Origin of the sequence: Streptomyces sp. NPDC091682, assembly GCF_044756625.1 — a bacterium.
Classification (GTDB): Bacteria; Actinomycetota; Actinomycetes; order Streptomycetales; family Streptomycetaceae; genus Streptomyces.
Window position 1 is genome coordinate 287,638 of the sequence record NZ_JBIVTH010000006.1, and the last position, 17,782, is coordinate 305,419.

The 17,782-nt window shown below is 69.9% G+C and carries 16 protein-coding genes, 5 tRNA genes and 1 pseudogene; 16 read left to right on the plus strand and 6 right to left on the minus strand.

The genetic code is table 11. From position 1 onward, the window contains the following. Positions 1-208 precede the first annotated feature (208 nt). From ACIQK6_RS16600 to ACIQK6_RS16615, 4 genes are all read right to left on the minus strand, one after another. On the minus strand, positions 209-793 hold the full coding sequence (locus tag ACIQK6_RS16600) for an ATP/GTP-binding protein (protein ID WP_266605322.1): 585 nt from the start codon (positions 791-793) through the stop codon (positions 209-211). Continuing rightward, positions 774-1,166 (minus strand): DUF742 domain-containing protein, encoded by a 393-nt coding sequence (locus ACIQK6_RS16605; RefSeq protein ID WP_030014827.1) that lies wholly within the window; start codon positions 1,164-1,166, stop codon positions 774-776. Before ACIQK6_RS16605 ends, ACIQK6_RS16600 begins: the two co-directional genes overlap by 20 nt. A gap of 151 nt (positions 1,167-1,317) precedes the next feature. Further along, a complete protein-coding gene (locus ACIQK6_RS16610; RefSeq protein WP_030708442.1) occupies positions 1,318-1,731 on the minus strand; it encodes a roadblock/LC7 domain-containing protein in 414 nt (137 codons plus the stop codon). 9 nt (positions 1,732-1,740) lie between these two features. Further along, positions 1,741-5,346, minus strand: coding sequence for a nitrate- and nitrite sensing domain-containing protein (locus tag ACIQK6_RS16615; protein WP_402694996.1), 3,606 nt, complete (start codon positions 5,344-5,346; stop codon positions 1,741-1,743). Positions 5,347-5,925: 579 nt separating this feature from the next. Here ACIQK6_RS16615 and ACIQK6_RS16620 point away from each other — a divergent pair. The 10 genes from ACIQK6_RS16620 to ACIQK6_RS16665 all read left to right on the plus strand — a co-directional run bounded on the left by ACIQK6_RS16620 (position 5,926) and on the right by ACIQK6_RS16665 (position 10,574). Next, complete coding sequence (locus ACIQK6_RS16620) at positions 5,926-6,114, plus strand: hypothetical protein (RefSeq protein ID WP_030009260.1); 189 nt, start codon at positions 5,926-5,928, stop codon at positions 6,112-6,114. Positions 6,115-6,211: 97 nt separating this feature from the next. Then, the gene (locus tag ACIQK6_RS16625; RefSeq protein WP_189745462.1) at positions 6,212-7,018 is read left to right on the plus strand and encodes a fumarylacetoacetate hydrolase family protein; all 807 of its coding nucleotides are present in this window, start codon (positions 6,212-6,214) and stop codon (positions 7,016-7,018) included. Continuing rightward, on the plus strand, positions 7,011-8,486 hold the full coding sequence (gene gltX / locus ACIQK6_RS16630) for a glutamate--tRNA ligase (RefSeq protein ID WP_329098863.1): 1,476 nt from the start codon (positions 7,011-7,013) through the stop codon (positions 8,484-8,486). The genes ACIQK6_RS16625 and gltX overlap by 8 nt, the downstream gene beginning before the upstream one ends. Before the next feature lie 96 nt (positions 8,487-8,582). Next, on the plus strand, positions 8,583-9,260 hold the full coding sequence (locus ACIQK6_RS16635) for a DUF4241 domain-containing protein (RefSeq protein WP_329098862.1): 678 nt from the start codon (positions 8,583-8,585) through the stop codon (positions 9,258-9,260). Positions 9,261-9,270: 10 nt separating this feature from the next. Continuing rightward, entirely contained in the window at positions 9,271-9,999 is a 729-nt protein-coding gene (locus ACIQK6_RS16640; protein WP_329098861.1) for an HAD family hydrolase, read from the plus strand. A gap of 86 nt (positions 10,000-10,085) precedes the next feature. Beyond that, positions 10,086-10,157, plus strand: a tRNA-Gln gene (locus ACIQK6_RS16645). 27 nt (positions 10,158-10,184) lie between these two features. Further along, positions 10,185-10,257: transfer RNA gene (locus ACIQK6_RS16650), tRNA-Glu, on the plus strand. 64 nt (positions 10,258-10,321) lie between these two features. Beyond that, positions 10,322-10,394 (plus strand) — tRNA-Glu (locus tag ACIQK6_RS16655). Between the two features lie 21 nt (positions 10,395-10,415). Then, positions 10,416-10,487, plus strand: a tRNA-Gln gene (locus tag ACIQK6_RS16660). Between the two features lie 14 nt (positions 10,488-10,501). After that, positions 10,502-10,574, plus strand: a tRNA-Glu gene (locus tag ACIQK6_RS16665). A 161-nt stretch (positions 10,575-10,735) separates the two neighbouring features. Here ACIQK6_RS16665 and ndgR read toward each other — a convergent pair. Then, positions 10,736-11,452, minus strand: a complete 717-nt coding sequence (gene ndgR / locus ACIQK6_RS16670) for an IclR family transcriptional regulator NdgR (protein ID WP_007266782.1) — start codon at positions 11,450-11,452, stop codon at positions 10,736-10,738. A 184-nt stretch (positions 11,453-11,636) separates the two neighbouring features. Between ndgR and leuC the strand changes: the two genes are divergently transcribed. The 4 genes from leuC (at position 11,637) to ACIQK6_RS16690 (ending at position 14,848) form a co-directional block, all read left to right on the plus strand. Then, complete coding sequence (gene leuC / locus ACIQK6_RS16675) at positions 11,637-13,061, plus strand: 3-isopropylmalate dehydratase large subunit (RefSeq protein WP_402694997.1); 1,425 nt, start codon at positions 11,637-11,639, stop codon at positions 13,059-13,061. Positions 13,062-13,064: 3 nt separating this feature from the next. Next, complete coding sequence (leuD, locus tag ACIQK6_RS16680; RefSeq protein ID WP_329098859.1) at positions 13,065-13,658, plus strand: 3-isopropylmalate dehydratase small subunit; 594 nt, start codon at positions 13,065-13,067, stop codon at positions 13,656-13,658. Between the two features lie 137 nt (positions 13,659-13,795). Next, entirely contained in the window at positions 13,796-14,023 is a 228-nt protein-coding gene (locus tag ACIQK6_RS16685) for a hypothetical protein (RefSeq protein WP_030009267.1), read from the plus strand. Between the two features lie 144 nt (positions 14,024-14,167). Continuing rightward, positions 14,168-14,848, plus strand: coding sequence for an HU family DNA-binding protein (locus tag ACIQK6_RS16690; protein WP_329098858.1), 681 nt, complete (start codon positions 14,168-14,170; stop codon positions 14,846-14,848). A gap of 312 nt (positions 14,849-15,160) precedes the next feature. Here the strand turns inward: ACIQK6_RS16690 and cofC are convergent. Further along, positions 15,161-15,811: pseudogene (cofC, locus tag ACIQK6_RS16695) on the minus strand (2-phospho-L-lactate guanylyltransferase); the annotation flags it as partial. A gap of 190 nt (positions 15,812-16,001) precedes the next feature. Here cofC and ACIQK6_RS16700 point away from each other — a divergent pair. Both ACIQK6_RS16700 and ACIQK6_RS16705 read left to right on the plus strand, forming a co-directional pair. Further along, complete coding sequence (locus tag ACIQK6_RS16700; RefSeq protein ID WP_402694998.1) at positions 16,002-16,754, plus strand: lysophospholipid acyltransferase family protein; 753 nt, start codon at positions 16,002-16,004, stop codon at positions 16,752-16,754. Next, the gene (locus tag ACIQK6_RS16705; protein ID WP_329098856.1) at positions 16,751-17,761 is read left to right on the plus strand and encodes an NAD(P)H-dependent glycerol-3-phosphate dehydrogenase; all 1,011 of its coding nucleotides are present in this window, start codon (positions 16,751-16,753) and stop codon (positions 17,759-17,761) included. Before ACIQK6_RS16700 ends, ACIQK6_RS16705 begins: the two co-directional genes overlap by 4 nt. The last annotated feature ends 21 nt before the right edge of the window (positions 17,762-17,782 follow it).

Sequence of the window (17,782 nt, forward strand, 5' to 3'; positions counted from 1 at the left end):
GGCCGTACCCAGAAGCTTATGCCCTACATAAACCGGACATAAAGAGCGTCCTGCGGCAAAAATGGGGGCAGTTGTGCGCGCAGCGATACCAGACGACCGCACCCCGTTGCCACGTGGCCGTAATTCTCTGTCGAAACGTTATGAACGAGAGGGGCGGGCCGTGTCGTAAGACACAGCCCGCCCCTCCCGCGCGACAACTGAAACCGTGTTACTTGAGCCGCGCCATCAGCGCGTGCTCGACGAGCGTGATGAGCGCGCTCTTGGCGTCCGCGCGGTGGCGGGCGTCGGTGGTGATGATCGGAGCACCGGGGCCGATCTGCAGCGCCTCGCGGACTTCCTCCGGCGTGTAGGGCTGGTGCCCCTCGAAGCCGTTGAGGGCCACGACGAAGGGCAGGCCGCTGTTCTCGAAGTAGTCGACCGCCGGGAAGCAGTCGGCGAGGCGGCGGGTGTCCACGAGCACGATGGCGCCGATGGCGCCGCGGACGAGGTCGTCCCACATGAACCAGAAGCGGTCCTGGCCCGGGGTACCGAAGAGGTACAGGATCAGGTCCTGGTCGAGCGTGATGCGGCCGAAGTCCATGGCGACCGTGGTGGTCGTCTTGTCACCGGTGTGGGTGAGGTCGTCGATGCCCGCGCTCGCGGACGTCATGACGGCTTCGGTGCGCAGCGGGTTGATCTCCGACACGGCTCCGACGAACGTGGTCTTGCCCACGCCGAAGCCGCCCGCCACCACGATCTTCGCGGAGGTGGTGGAGCGAGCAGGAGCCGCTCCGCTAGATGTTCCGAAGGCCACTGAGCACCCTTTCGAGCAGCGTTACATCCGGCGTGCCGCCGGCCTCTCCATTGCCCGGCTGGTGGATGGCCACCATTCCGGCCTCTGCCAGGTCGGCGACGAGGATCCGGGCGACACCGAGCGGCATCGACAGCAGTGCGGAGACCTCGGCGACCGACTTGACCTCGCGGCACAGGGTGCAGATGCGCTGGTGCTCGGGGAGCAGGCCGGACAGGTGCATCGGATCGGCGGTGGTGCTGACCAGCGCCTCGATGGCGAGCTGGTAGCGGGGCCGGGTCCGGCCGCCGGTCATCGCGTACGGACGCACCAGCGGCTGATCGCCTTCCGAGTACGAGTCTCCGTACGAATCGGAGTAGGCGGGGGGCGGGGTCATTGATCCTCCGGGCTGGACAGCAGTGGTCAGCGTGCCGTCTTACGGGGCGGCCGGTGGGGGGACGGGATGACGGCCTGGCGGGAGTACTGGATTTCGGGGCGGGGCCCCGATCCCCCGGCCGGTAGTACCGTCCGGCCGGGAGAGTGGGAAGTCAGCCGAGCAGGCTTCCCTGCAGTTCGGCGCGCAGGTCCGGAGTGAGGACACTGCCCGCGCGATCCACCAGAAGGGCCATCTCGTAGCCCACGAGGCCGATGTCGCACTCGGGGTGCGCCAGTACGGCCAGCGAGGATCCGTCCGAGACGGACATGAGGAAGAGGAATCCCCGGTCCATCTCGACCACGGTCTGGTTGACGGCGCCACCCTCGAAGATACGGGAGGCACCGGCGGTCAGCGAGGTCAGTCCGGAGGCCACGGCCGCCAGCTGATCGGCGCGGTCGCGGGGGAATCCTTCGGACATTGCCAGAAGGAGGCCGTCGGCGGAGACCACCACCGTGTGGGACACCCCGGGGGTGTTGTCCACGAAGTTGGTGATCAACCAGTTCAGGTTCTGTGCCGCCTGGCTCATCGAACTCAACTAACGCTCCTGCTGGTAAGTGGGGTCGATGTGGTAACTGCCGGTCGCCGGTCCGTTGTTGCCGGCCTGACGGCCCTGCTGGATACCGCGTCGGAGGTTGGTCAGACGGCCACGGACGTCGTCCGGTGCCCGCGAGACCTGCGGACCCGCCTGCGCCTCGGCCTGCTGCTGCGCAGTGCCGGCCACGAGGTTCGCCCGCGGGACCCGGCGGGGCAGCCCCGAGGTCGTGATGCCGCCTGCGGCGGGCTGGCGCACGCGCTCGGCCTGCCGCATCAGCTCGTCGTTCGGCGAGGACTTCCAGCTGACGGTCGGCATGGCGCCGGTCGTCGTGCCGGCGGGCTCGGCCGCCTGCTCCTGGCCGCGCTGCGGCAGCGGTTGCTGCGGCGCCGGGGCCGCCGGAGCGGACTGCTGGCCCTGCTGGGGGATCGCCGCGGCCGGTCCCGTGGCGGGGGGCTGCTGCCCCTCCTCGCGGAACCAGTTCGACTCCAGGGTGTCGAAGATCGGGCTGCGGGCCTCGCCGGAGCTCTGGGCCGGGGGCAGCGCCTCCGGCCGGTGAGCCTGCGGCAGCCGCGGGGTCTCGGGACGCGCGGGCGGTACGGGTGCGTACCCGTTGCCGGCCTGCGGAGCCTGGGCCTGGGGCTGCTGCGGGGCGTAGCCGCCGACACCGGGGCCGCCGGGGCGCTGGGGCTGGTAGCCCGGGCGCTCGAACTGTCCGGTGGTGGACGGGTCCATGGAGCCCCGCACGTCCGGACGCTCGAACTGTCCGGTCGTGCTGTTGCCGTTGTCCGCCTGGGGCATCGGGGCGTTGAAGTCCGGGCGGGCGAACTCGGCCGTCGAGCCGGGGCCCGAGAGCTCGTCGTGACCGCGCGCCTGGTCGCTGCCCCAGCTGGTGGTCTGCGGCCCGGGGAGCTCCGCACGAGGAGCGCCACCGCGCGGCGGCAGCTGCGGCCGGGGGCCGTTCTGAGCCGGCGCCGCGGGAGCGGCCGGCTGCTGGGGCTGCTGCTGCGGCGACTGCTGCTGCGGCTGCTGGGGCCGTTCGAAGGCGTTGCCCTGCGGGTAGCCGGTCGGACCGGTAGCCGGACGGGCTGCCTGCGGGCCACCACTGAATCCGGGACTGGGGACCGGACCGCGGGTCGGCAGCGGCGCACCGGAACCGAAGGCGCCCTGGCCCTGGCCCGCGGTGGTCGGACCCTGCTGCGGACGGCCACCGGGACCACCCTGCTGCGGGCGACCGCCCTGCGGACGCTGGCCGGCGCCGTCGCGGCCCGGCAGCGCGGCGCGCTGGCCGGCGCCGCCGACCTGACCGCGCTGCGGACCCGAGCCCACGGACGGACGTGCGGCCGGGCCGCCCACGGCACCCTGTGCACCGGGAGCGCCACCGGGGCCGCCCTGGCCCGGCATCGGAGCCGGCTTCTTGCCGCCCTGGGCGACGTCCACCGGCAGCATGACGAGGGCCGTCGTACCACCCGAGTCGGAGGGGCGCAGCTGGATGCGGATGCCGTGTCGCAGGGACAGGCGGCCGACCACGAACAGACCCATGCGTCGGGAGACGGAGACGTCCACGGTGGGCGGCGACGCGAGTCGCTCGTTGATCGCGGCGAGGTCCTCGGGGGAGAGGCCGATGCCGGTGTCGTGGATCTCGACGAGCACGCGGCCGTCGGGCAGCGCGTGACCGGTGACCTTGACCTTGGTCTGCGGGGAGGAGAACGACGTGGCGTTCTCCAGCAGCTCGGCGAGGACGTGCACGAGGTCGTTGACCACGCGGCCGGCGACATCGGTGCCGGGCACCGAGGCCAGCTCGACACGTTCGTACTGCTCCACCTCGGAGGCGGCGGCACGGAGCACGTCGACCAGCGGGACGGGGCGGGTCCACCGGCGGCCCGGCTCCTCGCCCGCGAGGACGAGGAGGTTTTCGCCGTTACGGCGCATGCGGGTCGCGAGGTGGTCGAGCTTGAAGAGCGAGGAGAGCTGGTCCGGGTCGGCCTCGCGCGACTCCAGTTCGGAGATGAGCGAGAGCTGACGCTGGATGAGGCCCTGCGAGCGGCGCGAGAGGTTGGTGAACATCGCGTTGACGTTGCCTCGCAGGAGGGCCTGCTCGGCGGCGAGGCGGACGGCCTCGCGGTGCACGTCGTCGAATGCCGCGGCCACCTGGCCGATCTCGTCGCGGGTGTGCACGCCGACCGATTCCACGGACGTGTCCACGTCCTGCGGGTCGGACTCGGAGAGCTGCTTGACGAGCTCGGGCAGACGGTCCTGGGCGACGCGCGTCGCGGTGTCCTGCAGGCGGCGCAGCGAGCGGATCATCGAGCGGGCCATGACGAAGGCGCCGACGAGGGAGACACCGAGGACGAGGAGGATCAGGGCACCGTTGATGATGGCGTCCTGCTGGGCCTCGTTCTTCAGCTCACGGGCCTTCTGCTCCATCTCCTCGAGCAGGGTCAGCTCGATGACCTTCATGGCCTGGAGCTTGGTGCCGTCGGCGTCGTACCAGTCGAGCCAGGAGCGGTTCTTCTCCCGGAGGAACGCGTCCTGGCTGGCCAGGACGCGGCGGGAGTAGCCGTCGGCGGTCGAGATCTCGGAGTTGCTGTCGCCCAGACCCGCGAGGAGATCCTCGGTCCGGCCCTGGTAGACGAGTCCGAAGGTGGTCTTCGCCTGCAGCTCGCCCTTCTGGGCGGAGAGGGCGTACAGCCGGTCGTTCTCCTTCAGCTCACCCTGACGCTCGTTGGTGTCGGGGAGCGAGGCGGCGATGATCGCGCGCTGGATGGAGGCGTACTCCTTGGCGGCGGAGAACGCGGCCAGGGCACGGGTACGCTTGATCATCTCCGGGTTGGAGGTGGCTTGCGCCATGTCCTGGGAGAGCGAGAGCAGCGAGACGATGACCGCGTTGTACTCACTGACGGTCTGCTGGGCGCCGTTGATGTACGCGCGGCTGCGGATCGTCTCGATGTTGGTGAGCTGGCGACCGATCTGCAGGACGTTGTTGCGGATCGACCGGAGCGTGTCGTCCTTCTCGCCCGTGCTGTCGACCTTGTCGGTCGCGGCGGCGAAGGCCTTGGCAGCGGTGTCGGTCTGTTGCCGGACCACGTCGACACTGCTGGTGGTCTTGCCCCGGGAGAGGGAGAGCGGACCCGCGGAGAGGTCGCGCTCCTCCTGGAGCATGGCGGCCAGGTTGGTGGCCTGTCGCGTCATCGTCGTCAGCAGCTGCATGTGCTCCAGCTGCGCGATGTCGTTGAGCGAGTCGTTGATACGGAAACCACCGAGCGTGGTGGCGGCGACGACCGGCAGGGTCAGCAGCGACACCAGTCGCGTGCTGATGCGCCAGTTCTGCATGGCGAGGCGAGAACCGGGCCCGTTGGGGGCCTTCGGTATCGCCACGTCCTGCTCAGCCGGTCCGGCAGGCTCGGCGGGTCCGGCTTTCGCCTTGACCCTGGCCTTCACGGACTTCCCACGGCCCTTCGCCTTCACCGCGGCGGAGGTGTCGGGGCCTGCGCCTTCGACAGCCGGCCCGCGGTTCTGGGCGTGCTGGGGCGAGGAGCCACGGTCGGTCCCGCCGCGCGGCTCCTGCTCCGCCGCAGCGCTGCCATCCCTCTTGAATCGTCCCTGCACTAGCGTCGCAACCTCTGGACCAGGCGTCCCGCCGGGTGACCGGTGGGACGGTGTCGAGTCGTGGGGCATTTGCCGCCCCATGGTGGTCGTCGGTGACCGGCGCGTATTCCTCTCCGTGCCACCGCGCTCGGCGCAGTGTCGCGCCACCTGCGCGCCGGCTGATTCCCGCGGCGGTCTCGCGAATTCCAGCACAGTGGCGGATCTCCAACAAGGTGCGAGTGTCGGCCCGGAGAGTCGATTACGACGTGTGACGAATGAGCTACGCGATGTGCGACTGCATTGGGTAGAAATCGGACTTACGCCATCCAAACAATGAGGCTGTCAAGGTGTCCCAGTCGAGATGATCAGGAGCGGAATAGAACATTCAGTGGCGCAATGTCCGTTTCGGGGGGTGGAATTGACTGTCCAATATGTCGGTAATGTCGGGTCAAGGGTGAGCAAACTCACACAGCCGTGGCCATTACTTCCTGGTTCGCCGGGGGATTCAGATGTTTAGCCTTGCCCCTTAAAGGGTTGGCGCCAGGGTTGGTGCATGCGACAGCCGACACTCACAGATCGAACCGAGGACCCCGAACTCCGATGAAGACGACGACGATGTTCCGCAACATAGCCAACCCCCGCCGCACGACCCTCGCGCACCTCAAGGACGCCGAGGACCTGCAGGCGGCACCGGCCACCCCGGAGCACGCCGTCGAGCTGCCGACGCAGACCGCGAACCCGCGCCGCACCGTCCTGATGAACGTGCCGGTCGCCGCCGCCGCGGAGTAGCCACCCCGCAAAGGAACGTGAAGCGCCGCTGCCCTCCGCGTTAGCCTGGGGTCCGCAGACTCCAGCCAGCGGAAATACAGAGGGGCAGACGCAACCGGTGCGCATCGCCAGGTTCTCGATCGACGGCAACGTCGCGTTCGGCGCGGTCGAGGGCGACGGCGCCCCCGGCGACGACTCCACGCTCGTGCTCGACATCATCAAGGGCATCCCCTTCGCGGACTTCGAGCTCTCGGGCACGAAGGTCCCGATGAGCAAGGTCCGGCTGCTGCCGCCCGTGCTCCCGAACAAGGTCGTGGCCATCGGCCGCAACTACGCGGAGCACGCGGCGGAGCTCGGCAACGCCATCTTTGACGATCAAGGCCGTCCCGACGCCCCGATCACCTTCTTCAAGCCCTCCACCTCGGTGGTCGGCCCGGGCGACCCGATCACGTACCCCTCCTTCTCCCAGGACCTCCACCACGAGGCGGAGCTCGCCGTGGTCATCGGCCGCATGTGCCGCGAGGTCCCGAAGGAGCGCGTCAAGGACGTCATCCTCGGCTACACCTGCGCCAACGACGTCACCGCGCGCGACGTCCAGCAGCGGGAGAAGCAGTGGGCCCGGGCCAAGGGCTTCGACAGTGCCTGCCCCCTCGGCCCCTGGATCGAGACCGACCTGGACCCGAGCGACCTGACCATCCAGTGCACGGTCAACGGCGAACAGCGCCAGCTCGGCCGTACCAGTGACATGGTCCGCTCCATCGAGGACCTGATCGTCCACATCTCCGAGGCCATGACCCTGCTGCCCGGCGACGTCATCCTCACGGGGACCCCGGCCGGAGTCGGCCCCCTCAACGTCGGCGACGAGGTCGCCGTCACCATCGAAGGCATCGGCACTCTCACCAACAAGGTGATCAAGCGTGGTTAACGGACCTGTCCGCGTACGTTTCTGTCCCTCCCCGACCGGCAACCCCCACGTGGGCCTGGTTCGGACCGCACTCTTCAACTGGGCGTTCGCCCGCCACCACGGCGGCACGTTCGTCTTCCGCATCGAGGACACCGACGCGGCCCGTGACTCCGAGGAGTCCTACGACCAGCTGCTCGCCTCGCTGCGCTGGCTCGGTTTCACCTGGGACGAGGGCCCCGAGGTCGGCGGCCCGCACGCCCCGTACCGCCAGTCCGAGCGCATGGACATCTACGCGGACGTCGCGAAGAAGCTGCTCGACGGCGGCTACGCGTACCACTGCTACTGCTCCACCGAAGAGCTCGACGCCCGCCGCGCGGCCGCCCGCGCCGCCGGCAAGCCCTCCGGCTACGACGGCCACTGCCGCGAGCTCACCCCCGTGCAGGTCGAGGCGTACCAGGGCGAGCACCGCCCGGCGATCGTCCGCTTCCGGATGCCCGACGCGCCGATCACCTTCACCGACCTCGTCCGCGGCGAGCTGACCTTCACCCCGGACAACGTGCCGGACTTCGGCATCGTCCGGGCCAACGGCGCCCCGCTGTACACGCTGGTCAACCCGGTCGATGACGCGCTGATGGAGATCACGCACGTCCTGCGCGGCGAGGACCTGCTTTCCTCGACCCCCCGCCAGATCGCCCTCTACGCCGCACTGATCGAGCTGGGCGTCGCCAAGAGCACCCCCGCCTTCGGTCACCTGCCGTACGTGATGGGCGAGGGCAACAAGAAGCTCTCCAAGCGCGACCCCGAGGCTTCGCTCAACCTGTACCGCGAGCGCGGCTTCCTCCCCGAGGGCCTGCTGAACTACCTCTCGCTCCTCGGCTGGTCCTTTTCCAAGGACCAGGACGTCTTCTCGATCGAGGAGATGGTGTCGAAGTTCGACATCGACGGCGTGAACGCCAACCCGGCCCGCTTCGACCTGAAGAAGGCCGAGTCGATCAACGGCGACCACATCCGCCTGCTCGACCCGAAGGTCTTCGCGGACCGCTGCGCCCCGTGGCTGCAGGCCCCGCACGCCAACTGGGCCCCCGAGGACTTCGACGCCGAGGCCTGGGAGCGCATCGCGCCGTACGCCCAGACGCGCGTGGGCGTCCTGTCGGAGATCACCGCCAACGTCGACTTCCTGTTCCTCAAGGAGCCGGTCGAGGACCAGGCCTCGTGGGACAAGGCGATGAAGGGCGAGCCGGCCGCGCTGCTCGCCACGGCGCGCGCGGGCCTGGAGTCGGCGGACTGGACCGACCCCGAGTCCCTCAAGCAGGCCGTCCTGACCGCCGGCGAGGCCCACGGCCTCAAGCTCGGCAAGGCCCAGGCCCCGGTCCGCGTGGCCGTGACCGGCCGCACGGTCGGCCTGCCGCTCTTCGAGTCGCTGGAGATCCTGGGCAAGGAGCGCTCGCTGGCCCGCATCGACGCGGCCCTGGCCAAGCTCGCCGGCTGACCCGCAGCAGCACCTGTCCTTCCCGCAGGGGGCGGAGGCCCGGACTCCCGGCCGCCGCCCCCTGCGGCGTCCCGCCCACGATCCGGAAGGCCCCGCATGCCCCTCGCCGCCCCCGACTTCGCCCGGCACTTCACGCCGGGCTACGCCTTCCGAGACGAGGAGGGAGACCTCGGGACCCTCTCGGTGGCCGACGGGGGCGAGCTGCGGCTGCCGACCGGCCGGCTGGTGGCCTGCGATCCGATGGCCTACCTGGGGCCGGACACCAGACCGCCGTTCCACGTCGAGGTGGCGCCCGGCCGCTACCGGCTGGAAGCGGCGCTCGTCACGTGGTCCCCGGCCGACGAGCCGCTGCCGCAGGGGTCCCCCCGCCCGGATCTCGCCGCCCTGCGGCTGGTGGTCAACGAGGCGCCGACGGCGTCCTGGGAGCTCGCGCTCAGCGGTGAGCAGCGCCTGGACGACCTGGGGCCGGGCGAGCTCTACGGCTACGGCGTGGACGCGGGCGTGGGGGCCTTCCACGACGCGTCAGCCGGGCGGGACTTCGCCGACCGCGAGGCCACCCGGGAGCTGCTGCGCGCCCCGTTCCTCGCGGACGGGTACCGGCACCCCGGCCCGTACGTGCTCACCGGCCCCGGGGGCCAACAGGTGGCGGTCTTCCAGTCCGGCTGGGGCGACGGGACGTACCCCACCTGGGTGGGGCGGGACGCGGCCGGCCGGGTCACCTGCTTCGTCACGGACTTCTTCGTCGTGCCCCCGCAGGAGGGCACTTCGGCATAGGCTCGGGCACATGCCGATCCGCGCCGTGCTGTGGGACATCGACGACACCCTCTTCGACTACACGGGGGCCGACGCCGCCGGGTTGGCGCGCCAGGTGGAAGTCACGGGCCTGGCGCACCGGTACGGGACCCCCGCGCAGGCGCTCGCGCTGTGGCGGGAGATCACCGACCGGCACTGGGCGCGCTTCGCGGCCGGCGAGGGCACCTTCCAGGGGCAGCGGCAGGAGCGGGTGCGGGAGTTCCTGGAAGAGCCCGGGATGACCGCGGACGAGGCCGACGCCTGGTTCGACCAGTACGTGGAGCACTACAAGGCCGCCTGGACCGTCTTCCCCGACGTCGTGCCGGCGCTCGACGCCCTCGCCGCCGACTACCGCCACGGGGTGCTCTCCAACTCCTCCACCGCCAACCAGGACCCCAAGCTCCGCGACCTCGGGCTGCGCGACCGCTTCGAGGTGCTGGTCTGCGCCGTCGAACTCGGGGTCAGCAAGCCCGAGGCGGAGGCCTTCCTGGCCGCGTGTGAGGCGCTCGGGCTGCCGCCCGGCGAGGTGGCGTACGTGGGGGACCAGCCGGAGATCGACGCACGCGGAGCCCGTGACGCCGGGTTGACGGCCATCTGGATCGACCGCGACGGCGGTCGGGGCCCGGGGCCCGAGGGCGCGCACCGCATCGAGGGCCTTGACCAGCTCCCTCAGCTGCTGGCGCGGGATACCCGTTTTGGAGCACGGTCAGCCATCCGGTAATGTTCTTTCTGCGCCGCCGGAGCGGGCCGAAAGGCCGGACGGAGGCGCCACTCGAAAGTAAATCCCCCCAGGGGGTTGACTTCCGGTGGGGTATAGTGTAATTGGCAACACGAGGGTTTCTGGTTCCCTTATTCTAGGTTCGAGTCCTGGTACCCCAGCGCAGTGCAGTAGTAACGCAGTGCTTTGCCCCCGTTGTGTAGCGGCCTAGCACGCCGCCCTCTCAAGGCGGTAGCGCCGGTTCGAATCCGGTCGGGGGTACAGATCCTTCCCGCAAGATCTCCTTTTGGGTAGCTCCCGGACGTCTTGATGCAGGATCGCTAGGGCCCCCGTTGTGTAGCGGCCTAGCACGCCGCCCTCTCAAGGCGGTAGCGCCGGTTCGAATCCGGTCGGGGGTACTGGTCTGGTATAGACCACATTGGGCTATGGTGTAATTGGCAACACGAAGGTTTCTGGTTCCTTTGTTCTAGGTTCGAGTCCTGGTAGCCCAGCGCAGTACAAGCAAGCCCCCGTTGTGTAGCGGCCTAGCACGCCGCCCTCTCAAGGCGGTAGCGCCGGTTCGAATCCGGTCGGGGGTACGCATCGAAGAGGCCCTCCGCGTTCATCGCGGAGGGCCTCTTCGCTTTGTGTCGGTCGCGCCGGCCGGCAGGCACAAGTGCGGGCCCGGAGGCGCGTGTTCGGACGTGTGCGGCGTCGAACGCGCCCCCGGGCCCGGGGGTGAGCAGGTGGGGTCGGGGCGTCAGCCGGAGCGGCGCAGCGCCTCCGTGAGCCGTGCGGCCGCGTCGATGACGGCCTGGGCGTGCATCCGGCCCGGGTGGCGGGTCAGCCGCTCGATCGGCCCGGAGACCGATACGGAGGCCACCACGCGGTTCGACGGCCCGCGCACCGGCGCCGAGACGGAGGCCACACCGGGCTCCCGCTCGCCGATCGACTGCGCCCAGCCGCGACGCCGTACGCCCGAGAGTGCCGTCGCCGTGAAGCGCGCGCCCTGGAGGCCGCGGTGGAGCCGCTCGGGCTCCTCCCAGGCCATCAGGATCTGCGCGGCCGAACCGGCCTTCATGGGAAGCGTGGAACCCACCGGGACGGTGTCCCGAAGACCCGACAGCCGCTCCGCGGCCGCCACGCAGATGCGCATGTCTCCCTGACGGCGGTAGAGCTGCGCGCTCTCTCCCGTCACGTCACGGAGGTGAGTGAGTACCGGTCCCGCCGTGGCCAACAGACGGTCCTCGCCGGCCGCGGCGGCGAGTTCCGCCAGCCGCGGTCCGAGGATGAACCGGCCCTGCATGTCCCTCGCCACCATCCGGTGGTGTTCCAGTGCCACGGCAAGGCGATGTGCCGTGGGTCGTGCGAGCCCTGTCGCCGCGACCAGCCCGGCGAGGGTGGCCGGACCGGACTCCAGTGCGCTCAATACCAGAGCTGCCTTGTCGAGAACGCCGACGCCGCTAGAGTTGTCCATGAAACGATATTCGCGTCTCACACTGTGAAACGCAAGTTCAATTTTTCCAAGAAACAGCGAGTCTGTATGTGCGGGTCCACGAACCACTGGGTCCGAGCCGTCGTCCGGGACGTGGGGTACGGGCGGCACGGCGCACAAGATCTCTATGAAGCGCCGGCACAACCGGCCGGCCGGAGGGAAAGCGATGGGTAGGACACTCGCGGAGAAGGTCTGGGACGACCATGTCGTCCGGCGCGCCGAAGGCGAGCCCGACCTCCTCTTCATCGATCTGCACCTGCTGCACGAGGTGACCAGCCCGCAGGCCTTCGAAGGACTGCGTCAGGCCGGCCGCAAGGTCCGACGCCTCGACCTCACCATCGCGACCGAGGACCACAACACCCCCACCCTCGACATCGACAAGCCGATCGCCGACCCGGTTTCCCGCGCCCAGCTGGAGACGCTGCGGGCGAACTGCGCCGAGTTCGGCGTGCGCCTGCACTCGCTGGGCGACGTCGAGCAGGGCGTCGTCCACGTCGTGGGACCGCAGCTGGGTCTGACCCAGCCCGGCACCACCGTGGTCTGCGGCGACTCGCACACCTCCACGCACGGCGCCTTCGGCGCGCTGGCCTTCGGCATCGGCACGAGCCAGGTCGAGCACGTACTGGCCACCCAGACGCTGCCGCTGGCCCGCCCGAAGACGATGGCGATCACCGTCACCGGCGCGTTGGCCGAGGGCGTCACCGCGAAGGACCTGATCCTGGCGATCATCGCCAAGATCGGTACGGGCGGCGGCCAGGGCTACATCCTGGAGTACCGGGGCGAGGCCATCCAGGAGCTGTCGATGGAAGCCCGGATGACCATCTGCAACATGTCGATCGAGGCGGGTGCCCGCGCGGGCATGATCGCCCCTGATCAGACCACCTTCGACTACCTCCAGGGCCGTGACCACGCCCCCACGGGCAAGGACTGGGACGCGGCGGTCGAGTACTGGAAGACCCTGCGCACGGACGACGACGCGGTCTTCGACGCGGAGGTCGTCATCGACGGCGCCGCGCTGTCCCCCTTCGTCACCTGGGGGACCAACCCGGGCCAGGGCGCACCGCTGTCGGCGCACGTCCCCGACCCGGCTTCGTACGAGGACGCTTCGGAGCGCCTGGCCGCCGAAAAGGCCCTGGAGTACATGGGGTTGACCGCCGGACAGCCGCTGCGGGACATCAAGGTCGACACCGTCTTCGTAGGTTCGTGCACCAACGGCCGCATCGAGGACCTGCGTGCCGTCGCCGGCATCGTCGAGGGCCGCAAAGTCGCCGACGGCGTACGGATGCTGGTCGTCCCGGGCTCGGTCCGCGTCGCCCTGCAGGCCGTGGAAGAGGGCCTGGACAAGGTCTTCAAGGAGGCCGGCGCCGAGTGGCGGCACGCGGGCTGTTCGATGTGCCTGGGCATGAACCCCGACCAACTGGCGCCCGGTGAACGCTCCGCGTCCACCTCCAACCGCAACTTCGAGGGCCGGCAGGGCAAGGGCGGGCGCACCCACCTGGTCTCCCCGCAGGTGGCCGCCGCCACTGCGGTGCTGGGCCACCTGGCCTCGCCCGCCGACCTGTCCGCCGCCGACGCGACCGCCGGAGTCTGAACCATGGAAGCCTTCACCACCCACACCGGCCGGGCCGTCCCGCTGCGCCGCAGCAACGTCGACACCGACCAGATCATCCCGGCCCACTGGCTGAAGAAGATCACCCGCGACGGGTTCGAGGACGGGCTCTTCGAGGCCTGGCGCAAGGACCCGGAGTTCGTCACGAACCGCCCGGAGCGCGCCGGTGCGACCGTCCTGGTCGCCGGCCCCGACTTCGGTACGGGTTCCTCGCGCGAGCACGCCGTCTGGGCCCTGCAGAACTTCGGCTTCAAGACGGTCATCTCCTCCCGCTTCGCCGACATCTTCCGCGGGAACTCGCTGAAGAACGGCCTGCTGACCGTCGTCCTCCCGCAGGAGACCGTCGAGCGGCTGTGGGAGCTGACGGAGGCCGACCCGACCGCCGAAATCACCGTCGACCTGGTCGACCGCCAGGTGCGAGCGGAAGGCGTCGTCGCGGAGTTCGAACTCGACGACAACGCCCGCTGGCGTCTGCTGGAGGGCCTGGACGACATCTCGCTCACCCTTCAGAACGAAGCGGACATCGCCGCCTACGAAAGCGCCCGACCCACCTTCAAGCCGCGCACGATTGTGGCCTGATTCCTGCCTGATCAGCGCTTATTCACCTTCGGGTGATCACATCGACAACACCGTGCCCTCCGCCCTCCGGCGGGGGGCACAGCCGTTTGTTGAGGCCCCGTGAGGCGACAACTCGCCCCAGATGGCACAATCTGTGCATGGAACGCGACAGTCAACTCGAGCTCTACGAACTCGTCGCGGACCGGCTGAAAGAAGCACACACACGGGTGCGCTCACTGCAAGTCCCGGAGGGCGTAAGGATGGCGCTGTCCCGGAAGCTGTTGGTCGTCACGGCCGCGGCGAAGCATGATCTCGCCGATGCGGCAAGGCGCCTGGACAGGTTGATGAAGGACCTCGACGAGGGTCGATTCCCTGAAGGCGACTGATGCGAAGGAACTCCGTAACGGCCTACAGCGTTGCGGCACTAGGGTGATTAGCCCGTTTCGTGTTTGATTTGCGGTATATATCCGCCTAACGTGCGAAATAAGCTTGAACACATTCGTTCTGGCGAAGTCTCCGAAGGGGAAGACGTGAACAAGGCGCAGCTCGTAGAAGCGATTGCCGACAAGCTGGGCGGCCGCCAGCAGGCCGCGGACGCTGTCGACGCGGTACTGGACGCGATCGTCCGCGCTACCGTCGCGGGCGACCGGGTCTCGGTCACGGGCTTCGGCTCGTTCGAGAAGGTCGACCGTCCGGCCCGTTACGCCCGCAACCCGCAGACGGGTGAGCGCGTCCGGGTCAAGAAGACCTCTGTGCCCCGCTTCCGTGCGGGCCAGGGATTCAAGGACCTGGTCAGCGGCACCAAGAAGCTTCCCAAGGGTGGCGAGGTGTCGGTGAAGAAGGCGCCCAAGGGCAGCCTCACGGGTGGTGCCTCCGCGACGGTCAAGAAGGCCGCGGCGAAGAAGGCCACCACCGCTAAGAAGGCCGCGGCAAAGACCGCGGTCGCAAAGAAGGTCGTGGCCAAGAAGGCCACGGCGACCGCCAAGAAGGCGGCGGTGAAGAGCACCGCGACGGCGAAGAAGGCCACCGCGGCCGCCAAGAAGACCACTGCCGCGGCCAAGAAGACCACCACCGCCGCGAAGAAGACGACCACCGCGGCCAAGAAGACCGCGCCGGCGGCCAAGAAGGTCACCGCAGCGACGAAGGCGCCCGCCAAGAAGACGGCGACGCGCAAGGCCACCGCGAAGAAGACCACCGCCCGCAAGAAGTAGGGGCACGCGTCACACAGGCCGGGCCGGCTTTCCCCGTGCGGGGGAGCCGGCCCGCGGTGCGTCCACCGCACCGGCGGCCGGTCGGGGTCGCGGGCGGCACCCCCTTCAGAACGTCTGCAGCGTCACGAGGGTGATCCGAAGGCTCGCACCCGCGCCGTCCGTCTCGATCCGGACCCGCTGTCCGGGCCGTAGCAGCCGCAGGCCGCCCGCATCGAAGGCCGGGGCCTCGAAGGGCACCGGAGTGCCGTCGTCCAGCAGCACGCTGCCGCTGCGGGTCTGGGAGTCGTACGTGTACGCGGTCGCCTGCATACGGGCACTGTATCGGGCGGTGTGGCGCCCCACGCCGAGGGCGAGCGCGGTGCGCAGATCGGCCGCCGTGTCCACGTCCCGGCGCACGCTGTCGACGTTCGCCAGGGCGATTTCCACCGCCCCCGAAGCCGAATGTCGGGCCCGTGACGGCCCCCCGAACGAGGGGGCCAATTCCACGTCGGGCGCGGCAGAAAGCAGGGTCGTCCCGATTCCGGCAGCATCCGCCAGAAATGCCCGCGGAAATACCGAAGCTTTTTCGAGCACGCGTTGCAATTCCCGGGGTCGGAGTGCCGGCAGATCGGCGTTCAGCGCGGCCAGTGCGGCTCCCGGCCGCCCCGACCGCACCGCCCGCGCCCCGTGGTCCAGGGCCGCGTTGAGCCCGGCCGCCGGGGCGTCCGGGACGATCCGCGCCCCGAGCCGCGCCAGTTCCGCACCGGCCGCGGCGTCGTCCGTGACGACCACCACATCCGTGACCGCCGCGCAGGCCAGGGCCCCCGCGACGGTGTCCTGGGCGAAGGCCAGGGCGAGGCCCGGACGGGAGGCGCCCACCGCCCGTGCGAGACGGCTCTTCGCCACCGCCAAGGGCTTCAGCGGGACCACCAAACTCCACACGGCGTTCGTGACGGATCCCTTTCCTCCGGTGCGCTCCAGCAGGTCCTTCGGCCATGGTCAGGTCATGGCCGGGTCATGTGTCGGCCCATTGTCGCCTTCGCCCGGGCAACCCGGGAGTCCGGCGGGGTGAGCGGGGCGTACGGTGTCCTCGACAGAGACCGGGCCTGGGGTGACACTTGTCCGGCCGACGAGGTGCCCCAGCCGCGCACCGGTCCTAGAGGAAGGTGTCCGAGTGTCCCGCCGCAGAATCGGCTTCTGGTACCGCCTGGCGGCGGTCATCGCAAAACCGCCGCTGGTAGTGCTCTTCAAGCGGGACTGGCGGGGAATGGAGCACATTCCGGCCGAGGGCGGCTTTATCACCGCCGTCAATCACAACTCGTATCTGGACCCGCTCTCGTACGCGCACTTCCAGTACAACACCGGCCGGGTGCCCCGATTGCTCGCCAAGGCCGCCCTCTTCAAGGTCCCTATTGTCGGGTCCATCCTGCGCGGCAGCGGACAGATCCCCGTCTACCGGGAGTCCACCAACGCCCTGGACGCATTCCGGGCCGCCGTGAACGCCATCGAGCAGGGCGAATGCGTGGCCTTTTACCCGGAGGGCACCCTCACCCGCGACCCCGACATGTGGCCGATGGCCGGCAAGACCGGCGCCGCCCGCGTGGCGCTGATCACCAGGGCGCCCGTCATCCCGGTGGCCCAGTGGGGCGCGAACCTCGCGGTGCCGCCCTACGCCAAGGAGAACAAGGTCCGGCTCTTCCCGCGCAAGACCCTCCAGGTGCTCGCCGGACCGCCGGTGGACCTCTCGGCGTTCTACGACCGGGAGCCCACCCCGGAGCTCCTCCGGGAGGTCACCGAGGTCATCATGGCGGCCATCACCGCGTTGCTGGAGGAAGTGCGCGGCGAGACCGCGCCCGAGCAGCCGTACGACCATCGCAACGCCAGGGCGGAACAGCGGCGCAAGGCCGCAGGGGAGGGCAAGAAGTGACACGTCCCGTGAAGGCAACCGTCTTCGGAACAGGCTCCTGGGGCACGGCCTTCGCCATCGTGCTCGCCGACGCCGGCTGCGAGGTGACGCTGTGGGGCCGCCGCCAGGAGGTGGTCGACTCCATCAACACCGGCCGGACCAACCCGGACTACTTCCCCGGGGTCGAACTCCCCGCGAACCTCCGGGCCACCACCGACCCGGCCGGGGCGGCGGCCGGCGCGGACTTCACCGTCCTCGCCGTCCCGTCCCAGACCCTGCGCGAGAACCTCGCCGCGTGGGCGCCCCTGCTGGCCGCCGACACCGTGCTCGTCTCGCTGATGAAGGGCATCGAACTCGGCACCGCCAAGCGGATGAGCGAGGTCATCGAGGAGGTGGCCAAGGTCCCCGCCGAGCGCATCGCCGTGGTCACCGGCCCCAACCTGGCCGCCGAGATCGCCGCCCGCCAGCCCGCCGCCTCCGTCGTCGCCTGCGTGGACGAGAGCGTGGCCCAGCGCCTCCAGGCCGCCTGCCACACCGCGTACTTCCGCCCGTACACGAGCACCGACGTCACCGGCTGCGAGCTCGGCGGCGCCGTCAAGAACGTCATCGGCCTCGCCGTCGGCATCGCGGACGGCATGGGTCTGGGCGACAACACCAAGGGCTCGCTCATCACCCGCGGACTCGCCGAAGCCACCCGCCTCGGCGTGGCCATGGGCGCCGACCCGCTCACCTTCTCCGGCCTCGCGGGCCTCGGCGACCTGGTCGCCACCTGCTCCTCGCCGCTCTCCCGGAACCATACCTTCGGCACCAACCTCGGCCGCGGGATGACCCTGGAAGAGACCATCGCCGTCACCAAGCAGACCGCCGAGGGCGTCAAGTCCTGCCAGTCGGTGGCGGATCTGGCCCGCCGCCACGGGGTGGACATGCCGATCACCGACACGGTGGTGGACATCGTCCACCACGGCAAGCCGACCCTGGTCGCGCTCAAGGACCTGATGGGGCGCAGTGCCAAACCGGAACGTCGCTGACTCCATTCCGCACGTCTGAGC

Bases quoted from the DNA above. Each gene is read 5' to 3' on its own strand.
- ACIQK6_RS16685 (WP_030009267.1), top strand. From the start codon at position 13,796: ATGGAACGCGACAGTCAACTCGAGCTCTACGAACTCGTCGCGGACCGG.
- leuD (WP_329098859.1), top strand. From the start codon at position 13,065: ATGGAAGCCTTCACCACCCACACCGGCCGGGCCGTCCCGCTGCGCCGC.
- ACIQK6_RS16640 (WP_329098861.1), top strand. From the start codon at position 9,271: ATGCCGATCCGCGCCGTGCTGTGGGACATCGACGACACCCTCTTCGAC.
- ndgR (WP_007266782.1), bottom strand. From the start codon at position 11,452: ATGGACAACTCTAGCGGCGTCGGCGTTCTCGACAAGGCAGCTCTGGTA.
- ACIQK6_RS16605 (WP_030014827.1), bottom strand. From the start codon at position 1,166: ATGACCCCGCCCCCCGCCTACTCCGATTCGTACGGAGACTCGTACTCG.
- ACIQK6_RS16610 (WP_030708442.1), bottom strand. From the start codon at position 1,731: ATGAGCCAGGCGGCACAGAACCTGAACTGGTTGATCACCAACTTCGTG.
- ACIQK6_RS16635 (WP_329098862.1), top strand. From the start codon at position 8,583: ATGCCCCTCGCCGCCCCCGACTTCGCCCGGCACTTCACGCCGGGCTAC.
- leuC (WP_402694997.1), top strand. From the start codon at position 11,637: ATGGGTAGGACACTCGCGGAGAAGGTCTGGGACGACCATGTCGTCCGG.
- ACIQK6_RS16620 (WP_030009260.1), top strand. From the start codon at position 5,926: ATGAAGACGACGACGATGTTCCGCAACATAGCCAACCCCCGCCGCACG.